Origin of the sequence: Clostridium fessum, assembly GCF_027698965.1 — a bacterium.
GTDB classification, from domain to species: Bacteria; Bacillota; Clostridia; order Lachnospirales; family Lachnospiraceae; genus Otoolea; species Otoolea fessa.
The window spans coordinates 487,910-509,194 of sequence record NZ_JAQEQF010000001.1; the positions used below are offsets into that span (position 1 = coordinate 487,910).

At 51.0% G+C, this 21,285-nt stretch carries 15 protein-coding genes and 1 riboswitch; all 15 genes read right to left on the reverse strand.

The genetic code is table 11. The features are described 5' to 3' along the window. Positions 1 to 44 precede the first annotated feature (44 nt). The 15 genes from PG862_RS02315 to PG862_RS02385 all read right to left on the reverse strand — a co-directional run bounded on the left by PG862_RS02315 (position 45) and on the right by PG862_RS02385 (position 21,192). On the reverse strand, positions 45 to 1,064 hold the full coding sequence (locus tag PG862_RS02315; protein ID WP_107000901.1) for a molybdopterin-binding protein: 1,020 nt from the start codon (positions 1,062 to 1,064) through the stop codon (positions 45 to 47). Between the two features lie 21 nt (positions 1,065 to 1,085). Beyond that, positions 1,086 to 2,771, reverse strand: a complete 1,686-nt coding sequence (locus PG862_RS02320) for a DVU_1551 family NTP transferase (protein WP_118628374.1) — start codon at positions 2,769 to 2,771, stop codon at positions 1,086 to 1,088. Positions 2,772 to 2,782: 11 nt separating this feature from the next. Further along, positions 2,783 to 3,184 (reverse strand): NifB/NifX family molybdenum-iron cluster-binding protein, encoded by a 402-nt coding sequence (locus PG862_RS02325; protein ID WP_022360477.1) that lies wholly within the window; start codon positions 3,182 to 3,184, stop codon positions 2,783 to 2,785. Between the two features lie 151 nt (positions 3,185 to 3,335). Then, entirely contained in the window at positions 3,336 to 5,225 is a 1,890-nt protein-coding gene (locus PG862_RS02330; protein WP_270706352.1) for a DVU_1553 family AMP-dependent CoA ligase, read from the reverse strand. Positions 5,226 to 5,254: 29 nt separating this feature from the next. Beyond that, on the reverse strand, positions 5,255 to 6,856 hold the full coding sequence (trsS, locus tag PG862_RS02335; protein ID WP_270706353.1) for a radical SAM (seleno)protein TrsS: 1,602 nt from the start codon (positions 6,854 to 6,856) through the stop codon (positions 5,255 to 5,257). Positions 6,857 to 6,903: 47 nt separating this feature from the next. Next, positions 6,904 to 7,140: a DVU_1557 family redox protein gene (locus PG862_RS02340; protein WP_022360474.1), complete on the reverse strand. Its 237-nt coding sequence runs from the start codon at positions 7,138 to 7,140 to the stop codon at positions 6,904 to 6,906. A 5-nt stretch (positions 7,141 to 7,145) separates the two neighbouring features. After that, on the reverse strand, positions 7,146 to 9,440 hold the full coding sequence (locus tag PG862_RS02345; protein ID WP_270706354.1) for a pyridine nucleotide-disulfide oxidoreductase/dicluster-binding protein: 2,295 nt from the start codon (positions 9,438 to 9,440) through the stop codon (positions 7,146 to 7,148). A gap of 414 nt (positions 9,441 to 9,854) precedes the next feature. Beyond that, entirely contained in the window at positions 9,855 to 12,776 is a 2,922-nt protein-coding gene (locus PG862_RS02350) for a molybdopterin-dependent oxidoreductase (RefSeq protein ID WP_022359117.1), read from the reverse strand. Positions 12,777 to 12,861: 85 nt separating this feature from the next. Beyond that, positions 12,862 to 13,302: a DVU_1555 family C-GCAxxG-C-C protein gene (locus tag PG862_RS02355; protein WP_270706355.1), complete on the reverse strand. Its 441-nt coding sequence runs from the start codon at positions 13,300 to 13,302 to the stop codon at positions 12,862 to 12,864. 205 nt (positions 13,303 to 13,507) lie between these two features. Then, positions 13,508 to 13,627, reverse strand: a riboswitch (molybdenum cofactor riboswitch). Between the two features lie 585 nt (positions 13,628 to 14,212). Next, positions 14,213 to 14,920, reverse strand: a complete 708-nt coding sequence (locus PG862_RS02360) for an FCD domain-containing protein (protein ID WP_118672474.1) — start codon at positions 14,918 to 14,920, stop codon at positions 14,213 to 14,215. Positions 14,921 to 15,212: 292 nt separating this feature from the next. Then, complete coding sequence (locus PG862_RS02365; RefSeq protein ID WP_227589458.1) at positions 15,213 to 16,901, reverse strand: peptide ABC transporter substrate-binding protein; 1,689 nt, start codon at positions 16,899 to 16,901, stop codon at positions 15,213 to 15,215. A 193-nt stretch (positions 16,902 to 17,094) separates the two neighbouring features. Then, positions 17,095 to 18,024, reverse strand: coding sequence for an ABC transporter ATP-binding protein (locus tag PG862_RS02370; RefSeq protein ID WP_408639988.1), 930 nt, complete (start codon positions 18,022 to 18,024; stop codon positions 17,095 to 17,097). A gap of 5 nt (positions 18,025 to 18,029) precedes the next feature. After that, the gene (locus PG862_RS02375; protein ID WP_270706358.1) at positions 18,030 to 19,109 is read right to left on the reverse strand and encodes an ABC transporter ATP-binding protein; all 1,080 of its coding nucleotides are present in this window, start codon (positions 19,107 to 19,109) and stop codon (positions 18,030 to 18,032) included. Between the two features lie 11 nt (positions 19,110 to 19,120). Then, a complete protein-coding gene (gene opp3C, locus PG862_RS02380) occupies positions 19,121 to 20,245 on the reverse strand; it encodes an oligopeptide ABC transporter permease (RefSeq protein WP_227589457.1) in 1,125 nt (374 codons plus the stop codon). 11 nt (positions 20,246 to 20,256) lie between these two features. After that, on the reverse strand, positions 20,257 to 21,192 hold the full coding sequence (locus PG862_RS02385) for an ABC transporter permease (protein ID WP_118524694.1): 936 nt from the start codon (positions 21,190 to 21,192) through the stop codon (positions 20,257 to 20,259). Positions 21,193 to 21,285: the final 93 nt, after the last annotated feature.

Here is a 21,285-nt window from a genome sequence, read left to right on the forward strand (position 1 = left end):
TTGTGCCATCGCGGTTGCTGCCTCATCGCCTCTCTCTGGCTCGATTATTTACCAAAACCGCAGTTCGGGAAAATACAGGTTGGACAATTTAAGCACAGACCACCTGCGCCCATTTTCGCCAGATCCGCTTTTGTCACTGGCACATCTGCCATCACACGCGGCAGCACCAGATCAAAGATGGTCCTCTTCGCATACATCACGCAGCCCGGAAGTCCCATGATCGGCTTTCCGTCCTTCGTATATGCCAGCAAGAACATCGCTCCCGGAAGTACCGGCGCGCCGTAGGAGACAACCTCCGCCCCGGTCTGCTTGATCGCGCTCGGTGTCGTATCATCCGGATCGACGCTCATGCCACCGGTACAGACAACAAAATCGGCACCCTGATCCAGCCATTCCCGGATTGCCTCCGTGATTTTATCCGGATTGTCCCCTATAATCTTCTGTCCCAGAACTTCCACACCAAATTCCTGAAGCTTGTCCCGGATGACCGGGCCAAATTTATCCTCAATCCGTCCATAAAATACTTCATTTCCGGTCGTCACAATGCCCGCTTTCTTATTTTTATACGGAATCAGCTTTAACAGCGGCTCTGAACCCGCTGCCTTTTTCGCCTCCTCCATTTTTTCTTTTTCAATTACCAGCGGGATCACACGGGTTCCGGCTAACTTATCACCCTTTTTTACCGGAAAATTCGTCCGGCGGGTCGCGATCATCATCTCCGGCAGGCTGTTGACCTTTAAGAGGCGTTCTTCATCAACCTGAAACAGACCGTCCGTCTCCGCAATCAGCTCAATCTTGCCTTCCTTCGGATCGGTTGCACGCATATACTCATTCTGGCAGATGCCGCGCAGAATGTCCGCCGCCTCGTCCTCATGATATTTTGTATCGTCCTTTTCCCAGACATAAATATGATCTTTTCCGATGGAAAGCAGCACCGGGATGTCCTCCTCGCGCACGATATGTCCCTTACGGAATACGGCGTCCTTCGTCACGTCCGGAATAATCTGCGTCATGTCATGGCAGAGTACCTGTCCGACTGCCTCGGTTGTTTTCATTAATTTCATATGATTTTCCTCTTTTCCTTTTTACAGTAATGCCTCCGCACGCTTTGCCAGCTGATACCGCCGTTCCACGCCCTCCAGCGCCTCCGGGTTATGCTTAAATTTCTCCCGTTTTGCCGCAAACCGTTCTTCGATCGTTACACGCCGTTCTCCCTGTACCTGCTTGTCCGCCAGATACACGATCAGGCTTTCATTCAGATATCCCAGCTTTTCTTCCGGCAGATCCATATGATCCGCAACGATATCCGCGATCCCGGTATGTCCCAGAAGCCGCAGCCATCCCGCCCCTGTCTCCGGATGTTCGGGGTATGCTTTAGCGATGTCGTGAAGAAGCGCCGCCGCGTAGATTTTATATTTATCGATTGGCGGGCTTTTGTATGTCATCTCCACACACCTTTCCGCCCTATACTTTAGAACTCTATCTGCCAATTCCACGGCCAGCTCCGCAACCACCCGGCTATGGCGCACCGCCGCCTCCGGCGTGTGGAACCATGCAAGCAGACGCTCGCACTCCTCTTTGTCCGGGACAGGACGTTTTCTCTCCCAGTCACGCAATTTCTGAAACTCTTCCTGCGTATCCGCATCAAACGCGCAGCCTGGATCCGGCACATCCAGGAAAATCCGGCGGATTCCCGGCTGTTCACAGGCGCCTTTAAGTCCCATCGTCCCGTCATGCTGCAGCAGTTTTTCGATCACATCTGCACGGATCAGAAGCGGATGCCCCGGTGTTTTCTCATACTCCGGGAGATAGACATCCCCATCGCCTTCCGCAAACCGGTATTTTTCATATTCCAGCGTAAATGGCGTAAACAGTGGCACATCCACCGGGAAAAAGAAAATGCCATCCAGCGTCTCTTTTCCTGCCGTTTTCCGCTTTTCCTTATAATAGGAAAGCCCCAGGCAGACGGAATCAAACATTTTCGTCTCCGCATACGCCGGATTGTGGATGAAATGGATTCCCGGTCCCGCAGCCGCCGCGCGTATATCTTCCGCCCGGCGTCCGGTAATGATCGTGATTTCATGTACGCCGCACGCCCGCAGCGTCTGTATCTCACGTTCCAGGACCGTCTGGGCGCCGAGCTTCATGAGTGGTTTGAAATCCCCCATCCGCGAGGATCGCCCCGCCGCCGAGATCAAGGCGTCAAATACATAATCCTTTCTTTCATACACCTGTCCGTAGCCAAAGGGAATCTGCAGAAGTTCTGTCTTTTTCCGCTTCTCCCAGCCACTGATCAGTGTCCGAAACCAACCCGCGTGTCCGATTACCAGAATATCGCCCCGGCTCTTCATCCGGAGTTCATTCCAGGTTGTCCTGGCGCGCCCTGCACAATCTGCAAAACTCTCTCCCTGCGGCGGTCGGAAATCGTACATATCTGCCCCTCGTGCCACATACTCCGCTGGAAACTGTTCCCGGATTTCATCGAAGGAATGACCATCCCATTCCCCCATGTCAATCTCCGCCAGACCATCTACGACCTCAATCGGAATACTTCTGTCAATCACTTCCTGCAGGATCGCGGCTGACTCCCGGCAGCGCTTTAACGGGCTGGTATAAATCTTTTCAATTCTGCGTCCCGCAAATGTCTCCCCCAGCGCCCGAATCTGTGTCCGCCCTTCCTCTGAAAGCGGCAGATCCGTCCGCCCGATGCAATATTTCCGTTCATCTGGAAATTCCGGCTTCCCATGCCGGATCAAATAAATCGTCCGCATTCTGTCCTTTCCTAGTGCTCGTGTTCCTCTTCTTCCCCACACTCGCAGCTGAAATCATGGCTGTGTCCAAATGGTCCCGGTCCGCCGATGTAGTCGCGGATCAGCTCCAGTTTATAACGGTTCATATAGCTATATGCCTTCTGAACCGTATGCCCGCTTCCCAGATAACGGGTCACGCCCGCCTTTACCAGTATCTCAAACGGTTCTTTCTCGATCGGTCCGCAGATGACTGCCTCACAGTCATGTTCTACCACCTTCTTCGCAAATACCAGATTGTCCGGATCCTGTTTTCCATAGACATGGAAAATCTGGTTCTTGTCCGCGTCAATAATCATCAAAAACGGACTCTCCTTAAAAGTCGCCGGCACCAGTCCGTCGATCTCCTCTGTCTCTGATGCAATTGCTATGTTCATTTTTTTCTCCTTGTTCTTATCAGCTTCTTATCAAAATTTGCTGATTTTTTTCAGAATTTCTCGATTATTTTTAACTTTATGATACTGCAATCAAAACTCATCGTCAAGTTTTTCATGATATTGAATTTTTCCATTCAATTTTTGCCTGTTTTTATTTTTCTTCGATGATTAGCCGCCTTTTTCCCGAACCGATATAGGGAGAAATTTCTTTTTCTATCACAGAAACGGTCAGGCAGTTCCCAAAGTATTCCGTTAATGCTGCTTTGACATTTTTCACTCTGCTTCCTACCGCATCTGCATAACCCGCTTTCTTCATAACAGCCACCGTCAGATGCTTCTGCGCCGCATTGTAAGATGCCTGAAAATCTTCCACCTCATCCAGGGCAAATAAAAGCTCATCTAATATGTGCATGGAAAGCACCTTGCCGCCGGACAGCCGGACGCTGTCATCCAGCCGTCCCTCAACCTTATCAAGTCTTGGCTTTAAACATCCGCAGGCACACGGTTCTGCAATCATCCGCCCCAGATCGCCGGTCCGATAGCGCACAAGCGGCATTCCCCGCCGCCGAAGCGTTGTCAGAACCAGCTCGCCGTATTGCCCTTCCGGCACCGGCTGTCCCGTATCCGGATCCAGAATCTCAATCAAAAGATCCCGATCCCGCAGATGGTAACCCCCGCGCGCCCCGCACTGCACACCGCCGCCGTAACCAGTTTCCGTCATACCCCAGTGCGTAAAGACCCGGCAGCTCCATGTTTTTTCCAAAAAACGCTGCACGCTGACCGGCACATAATCAGCACTTAAAAGCACTGTTTTCGGGCGAAGTCCCGGCGCATGGGCTGCCAGCGCATACATCTGGCTTGGAACACCGATCAGGCAGTCTGCCCCCTCGCCGTCCCGCGCTGCCGCTTCCATATCGTGAATCAGCCCGTGAACCTTCGTCTCCACCTGGATGCGCCCCAATCCTTCTTTTAAAAGTCCTCCAATCGAAAAAAATCCCGGTCCTTCCATATAAACCGTGACCCGATCGCCCGGCTTTACCATGTACTGCATCCCTGTTTCAAAGAAATCCGCCGTCTGCATCAGATCGTCTTCGGTAAAAAACAGGCGCTTCGGTGCCCCTGTACTGCCGGAGGTTTTCAGCGTGATGATCCGCGCGATCTCCTTGGCTGGAACACATAAAAATGTTTCCGGCTCCGCTTTCAGTTCCTCCGGGGTTGTGAGGGGAAGTGTCCGGAAATCCGCCCATGAAAACGAATCCGGCGCGAGCCGTACATCGGAACCTGCCATTTCCCCAAGCTGTCCCCAGACGGATGTAAATTTCTTCTGATAAAATGGACTTTTCTCCTTTACATACGAAAGTGTCCGCCATAACCCGGACGGCTGCGCCGCTGCAATAAAATAACCGCAGCCCGCTTCTTTTAAAATCTTCCGTTCCGCCCCCAGCGCCGCGCAGACGGATTCCAGATTTCCATCGAAGATCTGCTGCCCGATCCACTCCGCCAATGTTCCCGACGCGTCCTGCATCTTTGCAAGCACAAATCCCGCCTCCGCCAGCCGGTCACGGATTGTTTTAGCAGACTCCAGCCGTCCCAGCATCCCGTCTAAGAAAAGCTCTTTCTTCCGGGCATACATATCGCTCATCAAAAGCCATCCTTCCGGTTTTAACACCCGGTACACCTCCCGGAGCACCGCCGCCGGTTCCGCAGCCTTGGAACAACTGCATTCCATCAGAATGATATCTGCCGTCTGATCTGGATATGGCAGTTTCTCCGCACATCCAGTCTCTATCCAGCCAGGTTCATGCACATCCGGATTCTTATCCAAGCCGGAAATCTGCCAGCCTGGGCAATGCTCAGAAAGCCAGCGCATCGTGCCGCCAGCTCCGCAGCCGATGTCGATGACGCGAAACGGCACTGCAGGATCTATAGACTCCGTATCTGCCGCTCCCGCCTCCGGTATCTCAATTCCCGCAAACTGGAATATCTGCCTCGTCAGCGCAAATCCACCGGGACGGCAGAGACTGCACTCATTTGTATCCATTTTTTTCACCTCTCCTTTCTGCGCTTCTATTATCTGCCTCTTTCCATCGGAGACAAGTAGTATGCACAGAACGGAATCTTCTTCCCGTCTTTATACACATGCAGGCTGCACTGGCGCAGGCGCTCGATATCGAGATTACCGGCATCCTGAAACGCCATGGATGTGATCGTGAAGCCGTGGCTTTTGGCACGCTTTAAGAAATCCTCCATATTTGTTATGTCAACCGGCTCTTCTTCACAGCAGCAGGATTCTGATTCGGGCTGATTTCCGCCACAGCAGCAGTTTCCTGGTTCTGGCTGATTTCCGCCACAGCAGCAGCTTTCTGGTTCTGGCTGGGTTCCGCCACAGCAGCCGTTTCCTGATTCTGGCTGGGTTCCGCCACAGCAGCCGTTTCCTGATTCTGGCTGGGTTCCGCCACAGCAGCAGCTTTCTGGTTCCGGTTGAGTTCCGCCACAGCAGCAGCTTTCTGGTTCCGGCTGGCTTTCTCCACAGCAGCACGTCTCTTCCAAATCGCGCCGTTCCCAGCGGCGTCCGACAAATTCACGGTTCTTCTCCGCCGGATCCGGACCGCAGCAGCAGCCTTCGCCCTCCGGTTCTGTCTCGGTTTTTCCACTATAATTTGTCAGCGGCATCAATTTATCCCCAGGCATCACGATAAAATCCCCGTGGAACCCACACATCGGGTGATCGCAGCAAGATGGCGCGATCTGTTCCTCTTTGATAAGCCCCCCGCTCTGGCTGACAACCGCCTCCAAAAGTTCATCCAGCGTATAGCGGTCATCATTCGCCGGAAGCTCCGGGATACGCCCAAAATAGCTGACCGGCTGGAAATGCACGCCCCGCACATACGGCGACCGCTGAATGGCAAACCGGATGATGTCCCCGATCTGCTCCGTATTGACGCCCGGAACAATGACCGGAACAAGCGTCACGCCGATTCCATACCGACCGCACTGCTCGATCGCCCGTTTTTTCACTTCCAGCATCGGACGGCGGCGCAGTTTTTCATATACGGCATCGTCCACACCGTCAAACTGCATAAATACAAACGAAAGTCCCGCATCCGCCAGACGCTTTACAAATGCCTCGTCCTCCGCCAGGCGCAGACCGTTGCTGTTTAACTGCACATATTTACAGCCAGCCTGCTTCGCATACGCCACGATCTCCGGCAGATCGTCCCGCACTGTCGGTTCCCCGCCGGAAAGCTGCAAAAGTGTCTTTCCCGGATCCGTCAGATCGTCGATCCAGCGTTTTACCGTGTCTAAGGACGGATCCTTTGCCCCGTCCGGCTCCGCAAAACAGAAGGTACAGTTCATATTGCACCGCGCTGTGATCTCCAGCAAGGTACAGCAGGTGGCGCGTCTGTGCTCCGCACACAGACCGCAGCCCGCCGGGCAATTTAGATTTTCATTTTCTCCCACCGCCGGACGTTCCCCGCGCCAGTCGGCAAACTTACGCTTATTTCTCCAGATTACACTGGAAAATGTCCCGTGATCTGGGCAGGTTTTTACCAGATATATCTGCCCGTCCCGCTCTTCCCGCTTTGCCGGAATGCGTTTTAAACAGACCGGACAAACACTGTATGTATGGCGCATTTCTTCCGGCAGGACGCCTCTATCCTGCGAATCCATTATCATCTTCCTGCATCCCCTTAATCTATATATCTTCTATATATCCTCTATTTATCTTCCAGCTCTCTCTCCACATCCGCCATACGTCCTTTTACCAGCGCTTCCGGCAGATATACCTCGCCGCACTTCGGACAGCACAGGATCTCGGTGTGGAAATTGTGCCCCAGATAGTCAAAAAATGTGGATTTCGGCACCATTTCCACCTGACACCGGCGGCAGATGACTTTTTTTTCCAATGCCTCTTTGATCCGCTGATCTCTTCCGCCTCCATCAATCGTCGGCATACTCATCACTCTCCTTCCAGATTCATGCGGTGGCTGTAGCCATTCCAGAGCTTATAACCGCCGTCCGGCAGCACCTCGTACTCTGCCCAGTAGGTCATATGCTGGATCTTCAGATGCCCGATTCGATGTCCCGTCTCCGGGTCGATGATACCGCGGTCTTCCCGCTCACAGTGTTCAATGACCTGTTCCATATCTTCGAGCAAAATCTGACCCGCTGACAATTTGCGTTCCAGTTTCTTCTCAACTTCTAATTTCATGTGTGTTTCCTCTTCGATCGTCTCATTCCAATATGTCTTAAGCAGTTCCCGTTTCGCCGCCAGGCGGTTGTGCCAGCGCTCTGTCACTGTCGCTGCCGGACGTCCCGCACCATTTAACCCAAACAGCAGATCGAGGATATGTACCGCCTCCTTGCCCTGTCCGGCAAAGGACTCCCGGCAGTTGACGCAGTAGGTCACATACGGCAGTTCCTCCTCTTTTGCACGGGAAGTTGTCATATAGCTTGTGTGACTCGGAGAAGCAATCCCGATATGTCCGCCGTATCCGCAGCAACGCGCCTTTTTCCCGTCATACGGCAGATTTTCCCACGTAATCCCCGCCGCATCCGCCAGATGGCGTACACTCTCCTGCAATTCCGGGTAATAGCGGCTGGCGCAGGGATCAAACAAGGCATAGGACTGGGCCTGCTGGGTACTTCCCGCTTCCATTTCACCCTTTTCAGCATTGTCCGGTTCCAAAGCAGCATCTTTCTCCATGCCCCACTCTTCCATCACTTCCGCCAGAAAGACAACCGGAAGCTCCGGCAGGTATTCTTCAAACATCTTCCGGCAGTTCGGGCATGCTAAAACCACTGTCGGTTCGCCAAGCTCTCTCCACTGCCGCCACATTTCCTCCAGATGTGCCGCGTGGATGTCCACTTCGCCTGCCCATTCGGCAGGCGCACCGCAGCAGGTCATCCAGATCGCCGCATCCGGCTTTTTGGAACGCAGCCACTCATACGTCCGCGTCACATAGCGCGGATCCGAACCGGCGAGCTGGCATCCCGGAAAGAATGCATAGGAACTCTTCTTAACATTCTCCGGTTTCCGCGTAAGCCCCGCTTTTCCGGAGGCATATGCCATGTCGCGCAGCCAGAAATCGTGAAATGGCCACGGCATCGCGCCTTTTTTTTGCATTGCCCGCATACTGTCAAGCAGAAACTGGCTGAAATCGATATGCTGCGGACATACTTCCTTGCAAAGCCCGCAGTGGTCGCAGGTGCTGATCAGTCTGGTCGCCCACGTACCATCGCGCGATAACGTACCGGGATGGATTGTTATGTAAACCTCTTCATACAAACGGCGCGGTGTTTTCTCATGCAGGCGCATCAGATCACAGGCACGCATACAGGCATCACACGAACACTTCTGGCAGCGCGTGATCTCCTGCATCGCCTCTTCCTCCGTATACGATTCCCCGTTTGCCGGAACCACCCGATCGGCACGCTCGATCCCATTCATTTGAAGATTTAAAAGTGTCCCTTCCTTTCGAAATGGCTCATTCATGCCGCCCGTTTTCAGATACCGTTCGATGGCAAGCGAAACCGCCAGCCCATCTGCCAGCGCCTTCATGCTGTCGCCGCCTGTCAGGGAACCTCCAATGAAAACGCCCGGTGTCCGGGTTGCAAATGCGCCGTCCGGGTCCATTTCCAGACCAAAGTCCGCGCTATCTGCCCCAGTTGCCACATACACGGCATCATAGTCCGCCCGGAGTGCCTCCAGATCCGTTACCGTTTCACCGAGATGGCGTGAAAATTCCTCAAACTGGAACTGTGCCTCGATCTCCGCATCAAATTCCGCCGGATCCATCTGGTTTCTCGCCTGACCGCCCAGAACCATTTCCCGCTCATAAACCGTTACCTCGTACTTTTTATTGCAGAGACGCAGTGCACAGCCAAGCCCCGAAAGACCGCCTCCGACGATCGCGATCTTTTTTCCTTTCGACGGCAGGTTATACGCATTCGGTGCCTTCCGCTTCGCGTACTCGACCGTCGCCCGCTCTAAAAGCCCGATCGCGATCCCCCCGTCCAGCTTTGCACGCAGACATGCCTTCTCGCACGGATGGCTGCACAACTTCGACACAATATCCGGAAATCCCACCGTATTCTGATAGGTCCGGTACGCCGCGTTGAAACGTCCCTTTTTCCACTTTTCTTCCAGCCCCTTGATATCCAGCCGGAACGGACAGGCTGCCTGGCAGAACGGCGGCTCGTTCTGATGGCATTTCTCCGCCAGCGTCTTCTCAAAATCTTCCAAATAGCTCACAGGGCGGACCTCCCTTCTTTTCTCCTGCATTTATCGTTACTGTTCACGCATACGTGCCCAGTAACGGAATTTGCCGTGGCTTCGCATTTAAATACGGCAAATTCCTGCTGCCACCACGTTTTCTTACGGCACTTTCGGTTCCAAAAGTGCCTACCCGTGAACAGTAACCATTTATCCTCTCCCAGAATCATTTATCCCGTCCTCCATCGATAAGTAAAAATTCTAAGAGCCAACTTTTAATACTTTTTATTATATACCATAATTACAAAAAAGCCGCTGCAAAACCTACCTCTCTAAACATAGATTCTGCAGGTTCGCAGCAGCTTTTATTTAATTCTTATTTACAATCACGCGATACACCTTGCCGCAGCTGCCCGCTTTATGTGCAGCCACGCATTCCTCTTCCTAATCGGATTAGAACGGACGCTCAGCTGTCGGATCATCCAGGGATACGTAGAAGCTCTGGGTTCCTACCTGTACCGGATTCTCTTTGATGTTCTCCAGTTCCTCATACATATCGGAACCAAGGAAGTATTTCTTCGGCTCGTACGGTTTCTCGCCCTTTGCGATTGCATCCAGACCAGCTTTTACCTTCTCCGGAAGTGCCGGGATCTCATGGATACGTACGCCGCAGGCATTGTAGATACCATTCAGAACTGCACAGTGGCCAGATGCCTGGAATGCCTCAGAAGCACCTGAAGAACCGAACGGACCATCAGAGATAGCGCCATCGATATGAATCAGGTTGATATCATCCGGAACATCCTTGATGTAGGAAGTGCCAGCGCCAAACATGTTCGCATGTTTCTTAACGTCTGCGTAGTCCTCTTTCAGGGCGAAGCCGATACCATGCATGATACCGCTGTATGCCTGACCGTTAACAGCATCGATATTACCGATACGTCCAACGAAGTCAACACAGGTGAATTTCAGAACGGTAGTCTTACCGGTCTTAGTATCAACCTCAACCTCTGCCAGGTTCAGGCAGTATGTGAATGCCGGAGTCGGGTCGCCGATACCGGTATTCGGATCCAGACGGCACAGACCCGGAGTTGTGTTGGTCTCGTAACGGCCGAGATACTTGGTCTCGATGCCTTCTGCCTTCATCTCATCATAGGTACGAAGTGTACCATCTTCTTTTCTCATAGCTGCCAGAAGCTTGTTCGCTGCGATGATGGTTGCATTACCATCCATGTACAGGGAACGGCTGGCACCAGCCATACCGGTATCCGGACAGGTCTTGGTATCATTCTGAATCAGCTGGATATCTTCTGGTGTCAGATGCATTTCTTTCAGAGCTTCCAGTGTTACTACCAGAGAACCGGTTGTAGCACCCTGGCCCATTGCATGCCATGTGTCGTATTTGCGGATCTTGTTGCCCGGCATAAGCTCAAGAGCAACCTCAGCGCTGTCGCCGCCGCCCTCAGTAACGTTGAAGCCGCCCCATGCGATACCAACGCCTCTTCTCTTCTCCGGTGTGTCAGCTGCTTTCGCATCAGCCACCGCCTTCTCATAGATTGGACGCATGGTATCCATGATCTTCTCCATCGGATACTGCGGATATACATAGCTGTTGATATTCTTATCGCCTTCACGGCAGATATTCTTATAACGGAACTCGAACGGATCCATGCCCAGTTCTTCTGCCATCATATCCATCAGCGGCTCGCTGAGTGTATATGCCTGCGGAGAACCGTAGCTTCTGTAAGCAGTACCAAATGCATGGTTAACGTTCGCTACACGAACCAGACCTGCTACGTTCGGTACATTGTACGGGAAGAAGGTGAAACGTGCCGGTTTGGTCATAACGTCGTCACCGCCCCAGGAGTAAGCGCCGTGGTCCATACCGATATCAAATTCAGCAGCCAGGATCTTACCTTCATTATCACATGCCAGACGGCCATTGGAGTATGCCGGGCAGCGTTTGCCGCTGAAGTGCTGATGCTCTTCATAGGACATGGACAGGGATACCGGCTCGCCGGTAACTACGGTACAAGCTGCACACAGTGCGATATCGCCTGCGTTGGTAGACCATCCAAAGCTTGCGCCGGTCGGGTTCATGATGATACGGTATTTATCCTTCGGTACACCAAGGCAGTTACCCAGACGTCCGATCGAGGAGTATACACACTGGGATTTACACTGAATGGTCAGCAGGCCATCATCGCCCCAGTAAGACTGAAGTACACAACCCTCGATGGAAAGATGCGGCTCACGGGAGGAGGAGAAGCTTCCTTCTACTACATGCGGTGCTTTGTCGATTAAGTCTCTTACCTCTTCTGCATCTTCCAGACCTGCTCCCTTTAATACCGGCTGCTCGCAGAAGATGTTCGGAGTATCCTCATGGATACGGATAGCATCCGGCATAACTGCATCCAGATATGTCAGATACTCTGGCAGCTGCTCGTATTCCATCGTAACCTTAGCGGCTGCTGCACGAGCCTGACGATGTGTATGAGCTACTACCATAGCGATAACATCACCGTAACGATAGATCTTCTCATCCTGAAGAACTTTACGGGATGGTGTCATAACAGTACTTCTCTCATGGAACTGACCCTCAGCCATGATGTTAGTTCCGCCTGCTGCGATGAGGTCTTTTGCTGTGATAACCTTAACAACGCCCGGCATCTTCTCAGCTTCCTCAGTATGGATAGCCAGAATCTTTGCATGATGGGTAACCTTCGGCTGAACGATAGCTGCATATAAAACGCCCTGCGGCATCTTAAGAGCCTGATCATCGCCGTAGTCGGTCAGACCACAAACCTTACCAAGTGCATCCTGACGAACAACCGGTTTTCCGTAGTAGTTGCCATCTTCCGGATTGTGGAACTTGATATCCTCGATGCTGCACTCGCCACGCATAACCTTAGCTGCAGCCATAACTGCATCTACAATCTGTTTGTATCCGGTACAACGGCATACGTTTCTTGTCTTCTGGAACCAGTCACGAACCTCTTCACGGGTCGGATCCGGGTTCTGCTCTAACAGAGCATATGCGGAAACGATGAAGCCTGGTACACAGAAACCACACTGTACAGCACCGCAGTTCATCCATGCAACCTGTAACGGATGCAGATGCTGCGGAGTACCGATACCCTCGATGGTGGTAATCTTGGAATACTCTTCTACCTGGCTGATTTTCTTGGTACAGGAACGGATTACCTGTCCGTTCAGAATGATGGAACATGAACCGCAGACACCGGTTCCACATCCAACCTTAACACCGGTCAGACCGATCCGGCGCAGAACATCTGACAGTTTATCGTTTTCCGGATCGCACATAAACATACGATCAACACCGTTGATGTTCAACATCATTTTTCTTAATTTCATGCTGTTTCGTCCTCCTTCTTTAAAATAAATAGAGCCCTGATGCTTCCGACTATCCTTCCGCATCATACCCAATACTTACGATTCCTTAGTCATCCGCGTTTTCCAGCATCTCTGCCAGATCCGCCAGATCCACGCCATAGTCCTCCAGAAGTTCTCTGGCCTTGCGGTAGGTATTCTCTACCACCTGGGGACACCGAAGTGCCTTGTTGGCTATGTTATCTCCTAAAATCGAATGACAATCACTTCCTCCATAGATTTCACCATAGTTTTCCTGAAACCAGTCTGCCAGTTCCGGTATCATCTCGCTGTATGCCGCTTCCGGCTCAAAGAGCGCCATCATCATCGCCGCACCGGTCAGAGCTCCGCAGGTCAGCCCGCTTCTGACTCCCAGACAGAGTGCTGCAGATGCCTTCAGAAGGCTCGGGTTCTCCTCGCCCTTAAGGGTAAGTCCCAGTGATACAAGTGCCTGACTGCAGCAGCTTCCCGATAAAAGCAGCTGGTTCAGTTTTTTAATATCCGGCTCCATCCGCACCTCCTGTTCTTAGAAACACAAAAAGAAAAGCGGCACCGCCTCTGAAAAGACAGTACCGCTTAACGTATCCGAGTTTGTATATACATCTGCACCTATAGATATGGATACACCTATATCTATACCTATACCTATACCTATCTGCCAGCACATATATACCCTATCTATACAAGAAGCCTGACAGCTTCCCGTATCCATCGATGTAAAGCGAATCTCTCTTTCTTTTCAAATGCGGAAGGCACTTCCATTTCCAGATGTACCCATTGGCCTGACTGCATACGGTTTCCCGCTTAGCAATTTCGGCTCGAAAAACAGATTGTTTCTATTTTGGTTTTGATACCTCTATGGTACTCTGCTTTTCATCGAAAGTCAATCTCATTTTTCATAATTTTGAAATTTTTTACATCGACAGGACACTTGTTCGCCCCTTATTTTACCTCAATACGGGATTTTCAACATGCTATTTTACCCTTGTAATATCTGTTTACTTACAAGATTTCAGCATAACTTCCGTTCAAATATTGTATTATTTGAAGATTTGTATTCTTTCTTTCTACTATTTGATCGAGTATTTTTTTTAAAAATAACGATCCACACACTTTTATAATTTTTCATTTTCATTTGTTTAAACGTGAATTTTGTTCACTTTAATTTCACTTATATGAAATTTATATCTTTTTGATTCATAATCAAACATGAATATCTGTTATTTATCCGCTATAAATCCTCACATTTTTAAGTATCTTTTTTTCATTTTCTTTTTCTGTTTTAAATTTTATTCTGCAAACCATTATTTTTTATTTCAGATAACGCAAGCATATTTAAGAACAGAATTCATGCACATACAAATTCCGCATCGAAAATGTGATTTGCATAAATTTTTTCTTATTTATAATCCGTACAAATCCTACTTTCTCCCCGCAAAATACGCCTGCAGGTTCTCCCCTACATGCTCCAGATGCCGCTCCATCTCCCGGCGCGCCAGCGCCCCGTCTCTGGCTTCGATCGCTGCCAGAAGGCTTTCGTGTTCATTTTCCCGGACTTCATCAGAGCGGACTGCCGCCTGGTTGAAGCGCGCATACGCGTCCTGATCGGTCAGGATGAGCTTTAACATCCGCAGGATAGACGGACTGCCTGAGAGATGCGCGATCTTCAGATGGAACGCCAGATCCTCCTCGCTTCCCGCCCTTCCATGGCGGATTGCATAGAGATAGTCTGCCTGCAGATCTTTTAATTTCTGCAATTCCTTCGGATCAATCCGCTCTGCACACGCCTCCGCCGCATATCCCTCCAGGAGTTTCCGCACTAAAAGAATATCCTCCAGCCCGCTTTCTGTCTCCATCGACGCCGCCTCGATAAGCTCATTCGCCGCCTTCATCTTCTCCCGGCGTGACCGTTCTTCTTCCAGAAAGCGTTCGCCCTGCGGCGTCAGGATCCGCCCCTTATTCTGCACCTTGACAAGCAGCCCTGCTTTCTCCAAATCCAGAAGCTCCCGCCCGATGCTGGCGGACGGAAGATGCAGGATCTGCGCCAGCTGGAGCGCTCCCGCCGGGGTGTTTAATTCCTGCATGGCTGTCAGTATTTCAAAGCTGCTGTTTCGTTTTTTCCCTGCCATTTTTCCTCCCTTATGCTCTAACCCATTTTAAGCTGTAAATCCTCATGCTCCTAACATCCATTTTTATTCTCATATTTCACAATGGACCACACACATCCATCGATATAATCTCTACCTTGGCAGCATCACACTACCCATTTCTATGATTGTATCATCATTTCCGATTCGTGTAAATCATCCCTTTAAATACTTCTATGACAGAAAAAAGCGAACCGCAGGGTACATTTTCTTGCCCTGCGGTCCGCTTTGAATCTAAAATCATTTCAGATTTTGATCCATCTGTTTTTATTTATTACTTTTTATCTACATTGATGAACAGATAAGGAAGCCCTACGGAGTAGTACTGGATACCGCTTACATCCGGATTGGTCATAACGGCTACAGACTGTCCGTAAATCGGGAACAGAACACACTGATCTGCCAGCGTCTTCTCACAGCCAACTAAAGCTTCCCAACGAGCATCCTGGTCGAGTGCCAGATCGCCCTTCTTTGCGGACTGGATGGTTGCATCGTAGTCTGCATCGGAGAACTGGGAGTAGTTGGTGGAGCTGCCGGTTATCCACATATCCAGATCAGTCATCGGATCTGCGTAGTCCGGACCCCAGCGGGTAAGACCGATATCATATTCACCTTTCTGCATGTATTCCAGACGGGCTTTCTTCGGAAGTACCTGAAGTTCGATGGTCAGACCCGGCAGGTTGTTCTGCCACTCGCTCTGTAAGAACTGTGCAACAGCCTGTGCAGAATCAGTATCTTCACACATTAAAGTGAAGGATAAGGAATCTTTGCCAAGCTCGCCAAGGCCTGTCTTCCACAGCTCTTTTGCTGCCTCTACATCGTAGGTCCAGCTGTCATATGCGCTGCCTGCTGCCTCACGGAAATCTTCGCCCTTTTCATTGGTTGCAAGGCCCTGCGGTACGAAGTAATCCATCGGTGTGGAACCATCCTTCAGAACACGGGTTGTGATCGCTTCTTTGTCATACGATTTTGCCAGTGCCTTACGGATATTTACATTGTCAAGCCCCTCTTTCTTCATGTTCGGGGTCAGATACCAGTTGTAACCGTCACTTCTGGTGGAGAATCTCGGATCATCCTCATACTGCTCTACCAGGTTACCGCTTAAGGTTACAACGTCCAGATCGCCATTCTCAAAAGAAAGGGCTGCTGTCTGGCTGTCGGTAATGATCGAGAACTCAACGCCGTCGAGTTTCACATCGGATGCGCCGAAGAACTGATCATTCTTTACTAATTCTACCTTCATGGCAGACGGCTCATAGGAAGATACCTTGAACGGACCATCTGCTAACAGGGTATCTGCGGAAGTTGCAAAGTTACCGCCGCAGCTCTCTACAAATTTCTGATTTAAAGGCAGGAAGCATGCGCCGGATGCCATCAGGTAATCAAAGATAGCACACGGAGAGCTTAAAGTTACGACTAATGTCTTATCGTCCGCTGCCTCTACACCCAGTTCCTCAACCGGTTTTTCACCTGTTGTTACCTCTTCTGCATTTGCGATGCAGGCAGTTGTGATAAAGAACTGGTAATCACTTGCAGTTGCCGGATCGGCTACTCGTCTCCATGCGTAAACGAAATCGTTTGCCGTTACCGGATCGCCGTTGGACCATTTTGCGTCGTCACGGATCTTGAAGGTCAGGGTCAGACCATCCTCGGACTTCTCCTCACTCTCCGCCACGCCATAAACCGGAGCACCTGACTCATCCTTGGTCATCAGACCCATCATAAACTGGGAGATAACACCACTGGATGTGTAGTCGTTGGAAAGTGCCGGATCCAGGGAGTCTACCAGAGTGCTTGCCTGATAGCGAAGCACCTTGCCGCCCTCAGCCGAGCTGCCGCCCTCTTCGCTTCCAGATTCAGCCGCTGCTGTCTCTGTTGTCTGGGTCGAGCCGCCGCAGCCTGCCAAAAGTCCAGCAAACATGGCAGAAGCCAGCGTCCACGCCATTACTTTTCTTAGCTTCATAATACTTCCTCCTTTTTTGTTTTTTTAATAAAACCAAACCATTCCCGTTTCATGCTGCATTTCCTGGTCCCGGCTGTCTATCCTCAGTTGTCTGCTGGTTCGGCTCATCTATAAAATCACCCGCTAAACAGGTCATTTTATCACATTTATTATGGTTGATTTTGTGCCGGAATGCATCGGCTTTCTTTTAAATCTACACCCATTTTTCCAAATCTGCATCGGTTCCGCGCACAAAATGTGTGCCCTCAATCTGATGCATCGTACCTGCGCCGTAATCCAGACCGCTCGTCTTATAATCATAGTGCAGTGCAATCCGGCTGCGCTCTACCACCGGGTTCGGGTTCGGGATCGCCGAAATCAGGCTTCGGGTGTACGGATGTACCGGATGGGAGAAGATCTCCTCCGTCGTGCCCGTCTCCAGAAGGTAGCCCAGATGAAGAACGCCGATGCGGTCGGAAATATATTTAACCATCGAGAGGTCGTGGGCGATGAAGAGGTATGCAAGCCCCGTCTCGTCCTGGATGTCCTTCATCAGGTTGACAACCTGCGCCTGAATGGACATATCGAGCGCCGAGATACACTCATCGGCAATGATCAGCTTCGGGTTCATGACAAGCGCCCGGGCGATGCCGACACGCTGCCGCTGACCACCGGAAAACTGATGCGGGTACCGGTTTGCATGTTCCGGCGCCAGACCTACCTTGTGGAGGATGTCTGCCACCATCTCGGTCCGTTCTTTCTGGGAATGGTACCGGTGATGGATATCCAGCCCCTGTGCAATGATATCCGCTACTTTCTGGCGCGGATTTAAACATGCCATCGGATCCTGAAAAATCATCTGCATATCACTTCTGAGTCTCGCCTCTGTCTGGCGGCTCATTTTTCCGGAAATATCCATCCCGTCAAAGGTAATTTGTCCTGCGGTCGGATCGTAAAGGCGGATCAGCGCCCGCCCGATCGTCGTCTTTCCCGATCCGGATTCCCCCACAAGACCATAGGTCTCGCCCGGATTGATATAAAAACTGACATCCTCAACCGCTTTTACGGTAAATTTCCGGCTGACCGGAAAGTATTGCTTGAGTCCTTTTACTTCCAGAAGGGGCTTTTTGCTTGTCTCTGTCACTGTACTCATGCGATTCCCCCCTCTTTCTTCATTCTCTCAATTCGATCCCGAAGCTCCGGCGGCATATCGACCTTCGGCGCCTTCGGATGCAGCAGCCATGTCGCGGCGCTGTGCGTCTCCGATATCTTGAACATCGGCGGCTCCAGACGACTGTCAATGTTTAACGCATATTTATTCCGCGGTGCAAACGCATCGCCCGTTACCTTGTGAAGCAGGTTTGGCGGGCTGCCCGGGATTGTGTAAAGACGTTCGTCGTCCGTTCCCAGATCTGGCATCGCGGAGAGAAGTCCCCATGTGTACGGGTGGCGCGGATCGTAGAATACATCCTCGACCGTGCCGCTCTCGACGATCTTGCCTGCATACATGACGTTGACATAGTCGGCAACCTTCGCAACGACGCCCAGATCGTGCGTGATATAGATAACCGACAGCTGCCGTTTTTTCTGAATTTCCTGAATCAGTTCCAGAATCTTCGACTGAATCGTAACATCCAGCGCCGTCGTCGGCTCATCGCAGATTAAAAGCTCCGGATCGCACGCCAGTGCGATCGCGATGACGATTCTCTGGCGCATACCACCGGAGAGCTGGTGCGGATAGTTTTTGATTCGCTTCTCCGCGTCGGTGATGCCGACCAGCTTCATCAGCTCCAGCGCCTTCTCATATGCCTCTTCCTTCGGTGTATGGTAATGCCAGATCATGCCTTCCATGATCTGTTTTCCAACCGGCATCAGCGGGTTTAAGGATGTCATCGGATCCTGGAAGACCATCGCGATCCGTTTTCCGTTGATATGGCGGCGGATTTCCTCTTTTTTCATCTGCAGAATTTCTCTGGTGACCCGCTCCTGCGGGTTCCGGTAATAGGAAAATGTGATCTGTCCGCGGTCGATCGTTCCGTTCTTTGCCAGAATTCCCATGATCGCCTTCGCGGAAACCGACTTACCGGAACCGGACTCCCCGACGATCGCGACCGTCTCGCCCCGGTTTACCGTCAGGTTGACGCCCCGGACGGCATTGACCACTCCGGCTGTCGTCTCGAAGGAAATGTCCAGATTCCGCACTCGTAAAATTTCTTCTTTTTTCTCCATGCCATTTCCTCCTACATATCCTTCATCTTCGGATCCAATGCATCACGCAGACCATCCGCCAGCATGTTAAAGCACAGCATCAGAAGTCCCATGACAATTAACGGGAACACGATCATGTACGGATGGCTTGTAAAGTTCTGATATCCACTCGAAATCAGGGAACCCAGCGAAGCCATCGGCTCCGGCACACCCAGGCCAATAAAGGCTAAGAATGCCTCGGTAAAGATCGCATGCGGGATCGAAAACATCGTCTGTGTAATCAGAGGACCAAAAATATTTGGTAAAATCTCTTTGAAAATAATGCGGAAACTCTTTGCTCCCAGCGTCCGGGAAGCAAGCACATATTCCTGCTCTTTCAGCTTTAAGACCTCCGCGCGGGCGATTCGGCTCATGCCCAGCCACCCGGAAAACATCAGGGCGAACGTGATAGACATAAGCCCCGGTTTCATGACTAACAAAAGCAGGGTAACCGTGATCAGGTACGGAATACTGTTTAGTATCTCGACGATACGCTGCATGATCATATCGACTTTTCCACCAAAATATCCGGATACAAGTCCATACGTCAGACCAAACGCAAGGTCGATGAATACCGCCAGCACCGCTACATACAGGCTGATCCGCGTTCCGCTCCAGGTTCTGGTCCAGAGGTCGCGTCCCAGCGAATCGGAACCAAACCAGTAGTAGGTATCGGTCAGATCGTTGCTCTCATAATAGTTGATTTCTTTACTTCCGGTGGATGTACGGATCGTCTCAGAACCATCTAAGATACCCATATTTTCCAGTCCCGGCACTCTCGGCGCCATGTTCTGGTTGGTAATAATCTGCTGATCGTAGGTAAACTGGTTCATGTGAGGTCCGACAAGCGCCATCACAATCAGAAACAGAATACAGACAAAGCTGAACATTGCGCCCTTATTTTTCTTAAACCGTGCAATTGCCTCTTTCCAGTAGCTCTGGCTTGCAAAGTTTGTATCGACATGTTCAAAGCCGTCTTTGTGCTGGAATTCAAAATCATCGTCCAGGAATTCGATCTGGCTTAAATATTCTTCGGGTGATAACACATGCTCCCGAACGGAAGCCGCATCCCCACCTGTCATTTTCTCATCTGTCTTTTCGTCACTCCGTTTTTTCATGCCATCACCTCTCAATCCGATTTCTTCGCCAGACGGATTCTCGGGTCGATAATTCCGTACAGGACGTCAACCACCAGCATCAGGACAATGTACATGACACTGTAGATAAATGCCAGCGAAATCGTCACGTTGTAATCGTTGGACTGAATCGCTGCAATCATTAAACTTCCGATGCCCGGAATCGAGAAGATCTTCTCGATAACCAGGGAACCAATCATCAGATCGACAACCAGCGGCGCCAGTACCGTAATGATCGGGATCAGCGCGTTTCGAAGTGCATGGCGCACCAGAAGCGGGCGTCCCGTGATTCCCTTGCTCTCCGCAAGCAGCATGTAGTCGCTGTCCAGCACCTCCAGAAGGGAGGTTCTCGTAAATCGAGCCACCGTCGCTACCGTAAACATCGACAGCGCCAGCATCGGCATGATCGACGATGCGAAGAACCTCTTGCCGTCAAACAGAAGCGGCAGCCACTGTGCCTTGTAGCCGATGAAATATGCCATAACCAATGCAAAAACATAGGACGGAAGGCTGACGCCCAGAACTGAAATCACAGTACAGATGGTATCAAGCCAGCTATTTTTCTTGAGCGCTGCCAGAATACCTAAAATCAGTCCGACTACCGCACCGAAGGAAACTGCCTCCAGTCCGATTCCAAAGCTGACCGGCACACGGTTCTTTAACAGAACCGAGATGGAGGTATCCTTGGAGATAACATACGATACACCAAAATCGCCCTGCAGCAGGTTCTTCACATACGTGAAAAACTGTACGATCAACGGTTTGTCCAGTCCATATTTCTTCGACATCATCGCAATCTGATCCGCGGTCAGCTTTTCATCGTTGAACGGAGATCCCGGCATCAGCTGCAGCAGCATAAAAAGTACCAGGATGATGATCAGAAGCGTGACAAGAGAAATCATGATACGTTTTCCGATATATTTCTTCATGTCCGTACTCCCTTCTTTCTTATATAATACGTCTCTCTCCTTCTCTTATAGCCCGGATATTCTTTCAACTCCGAAGTATAAAATAAGGCAAAC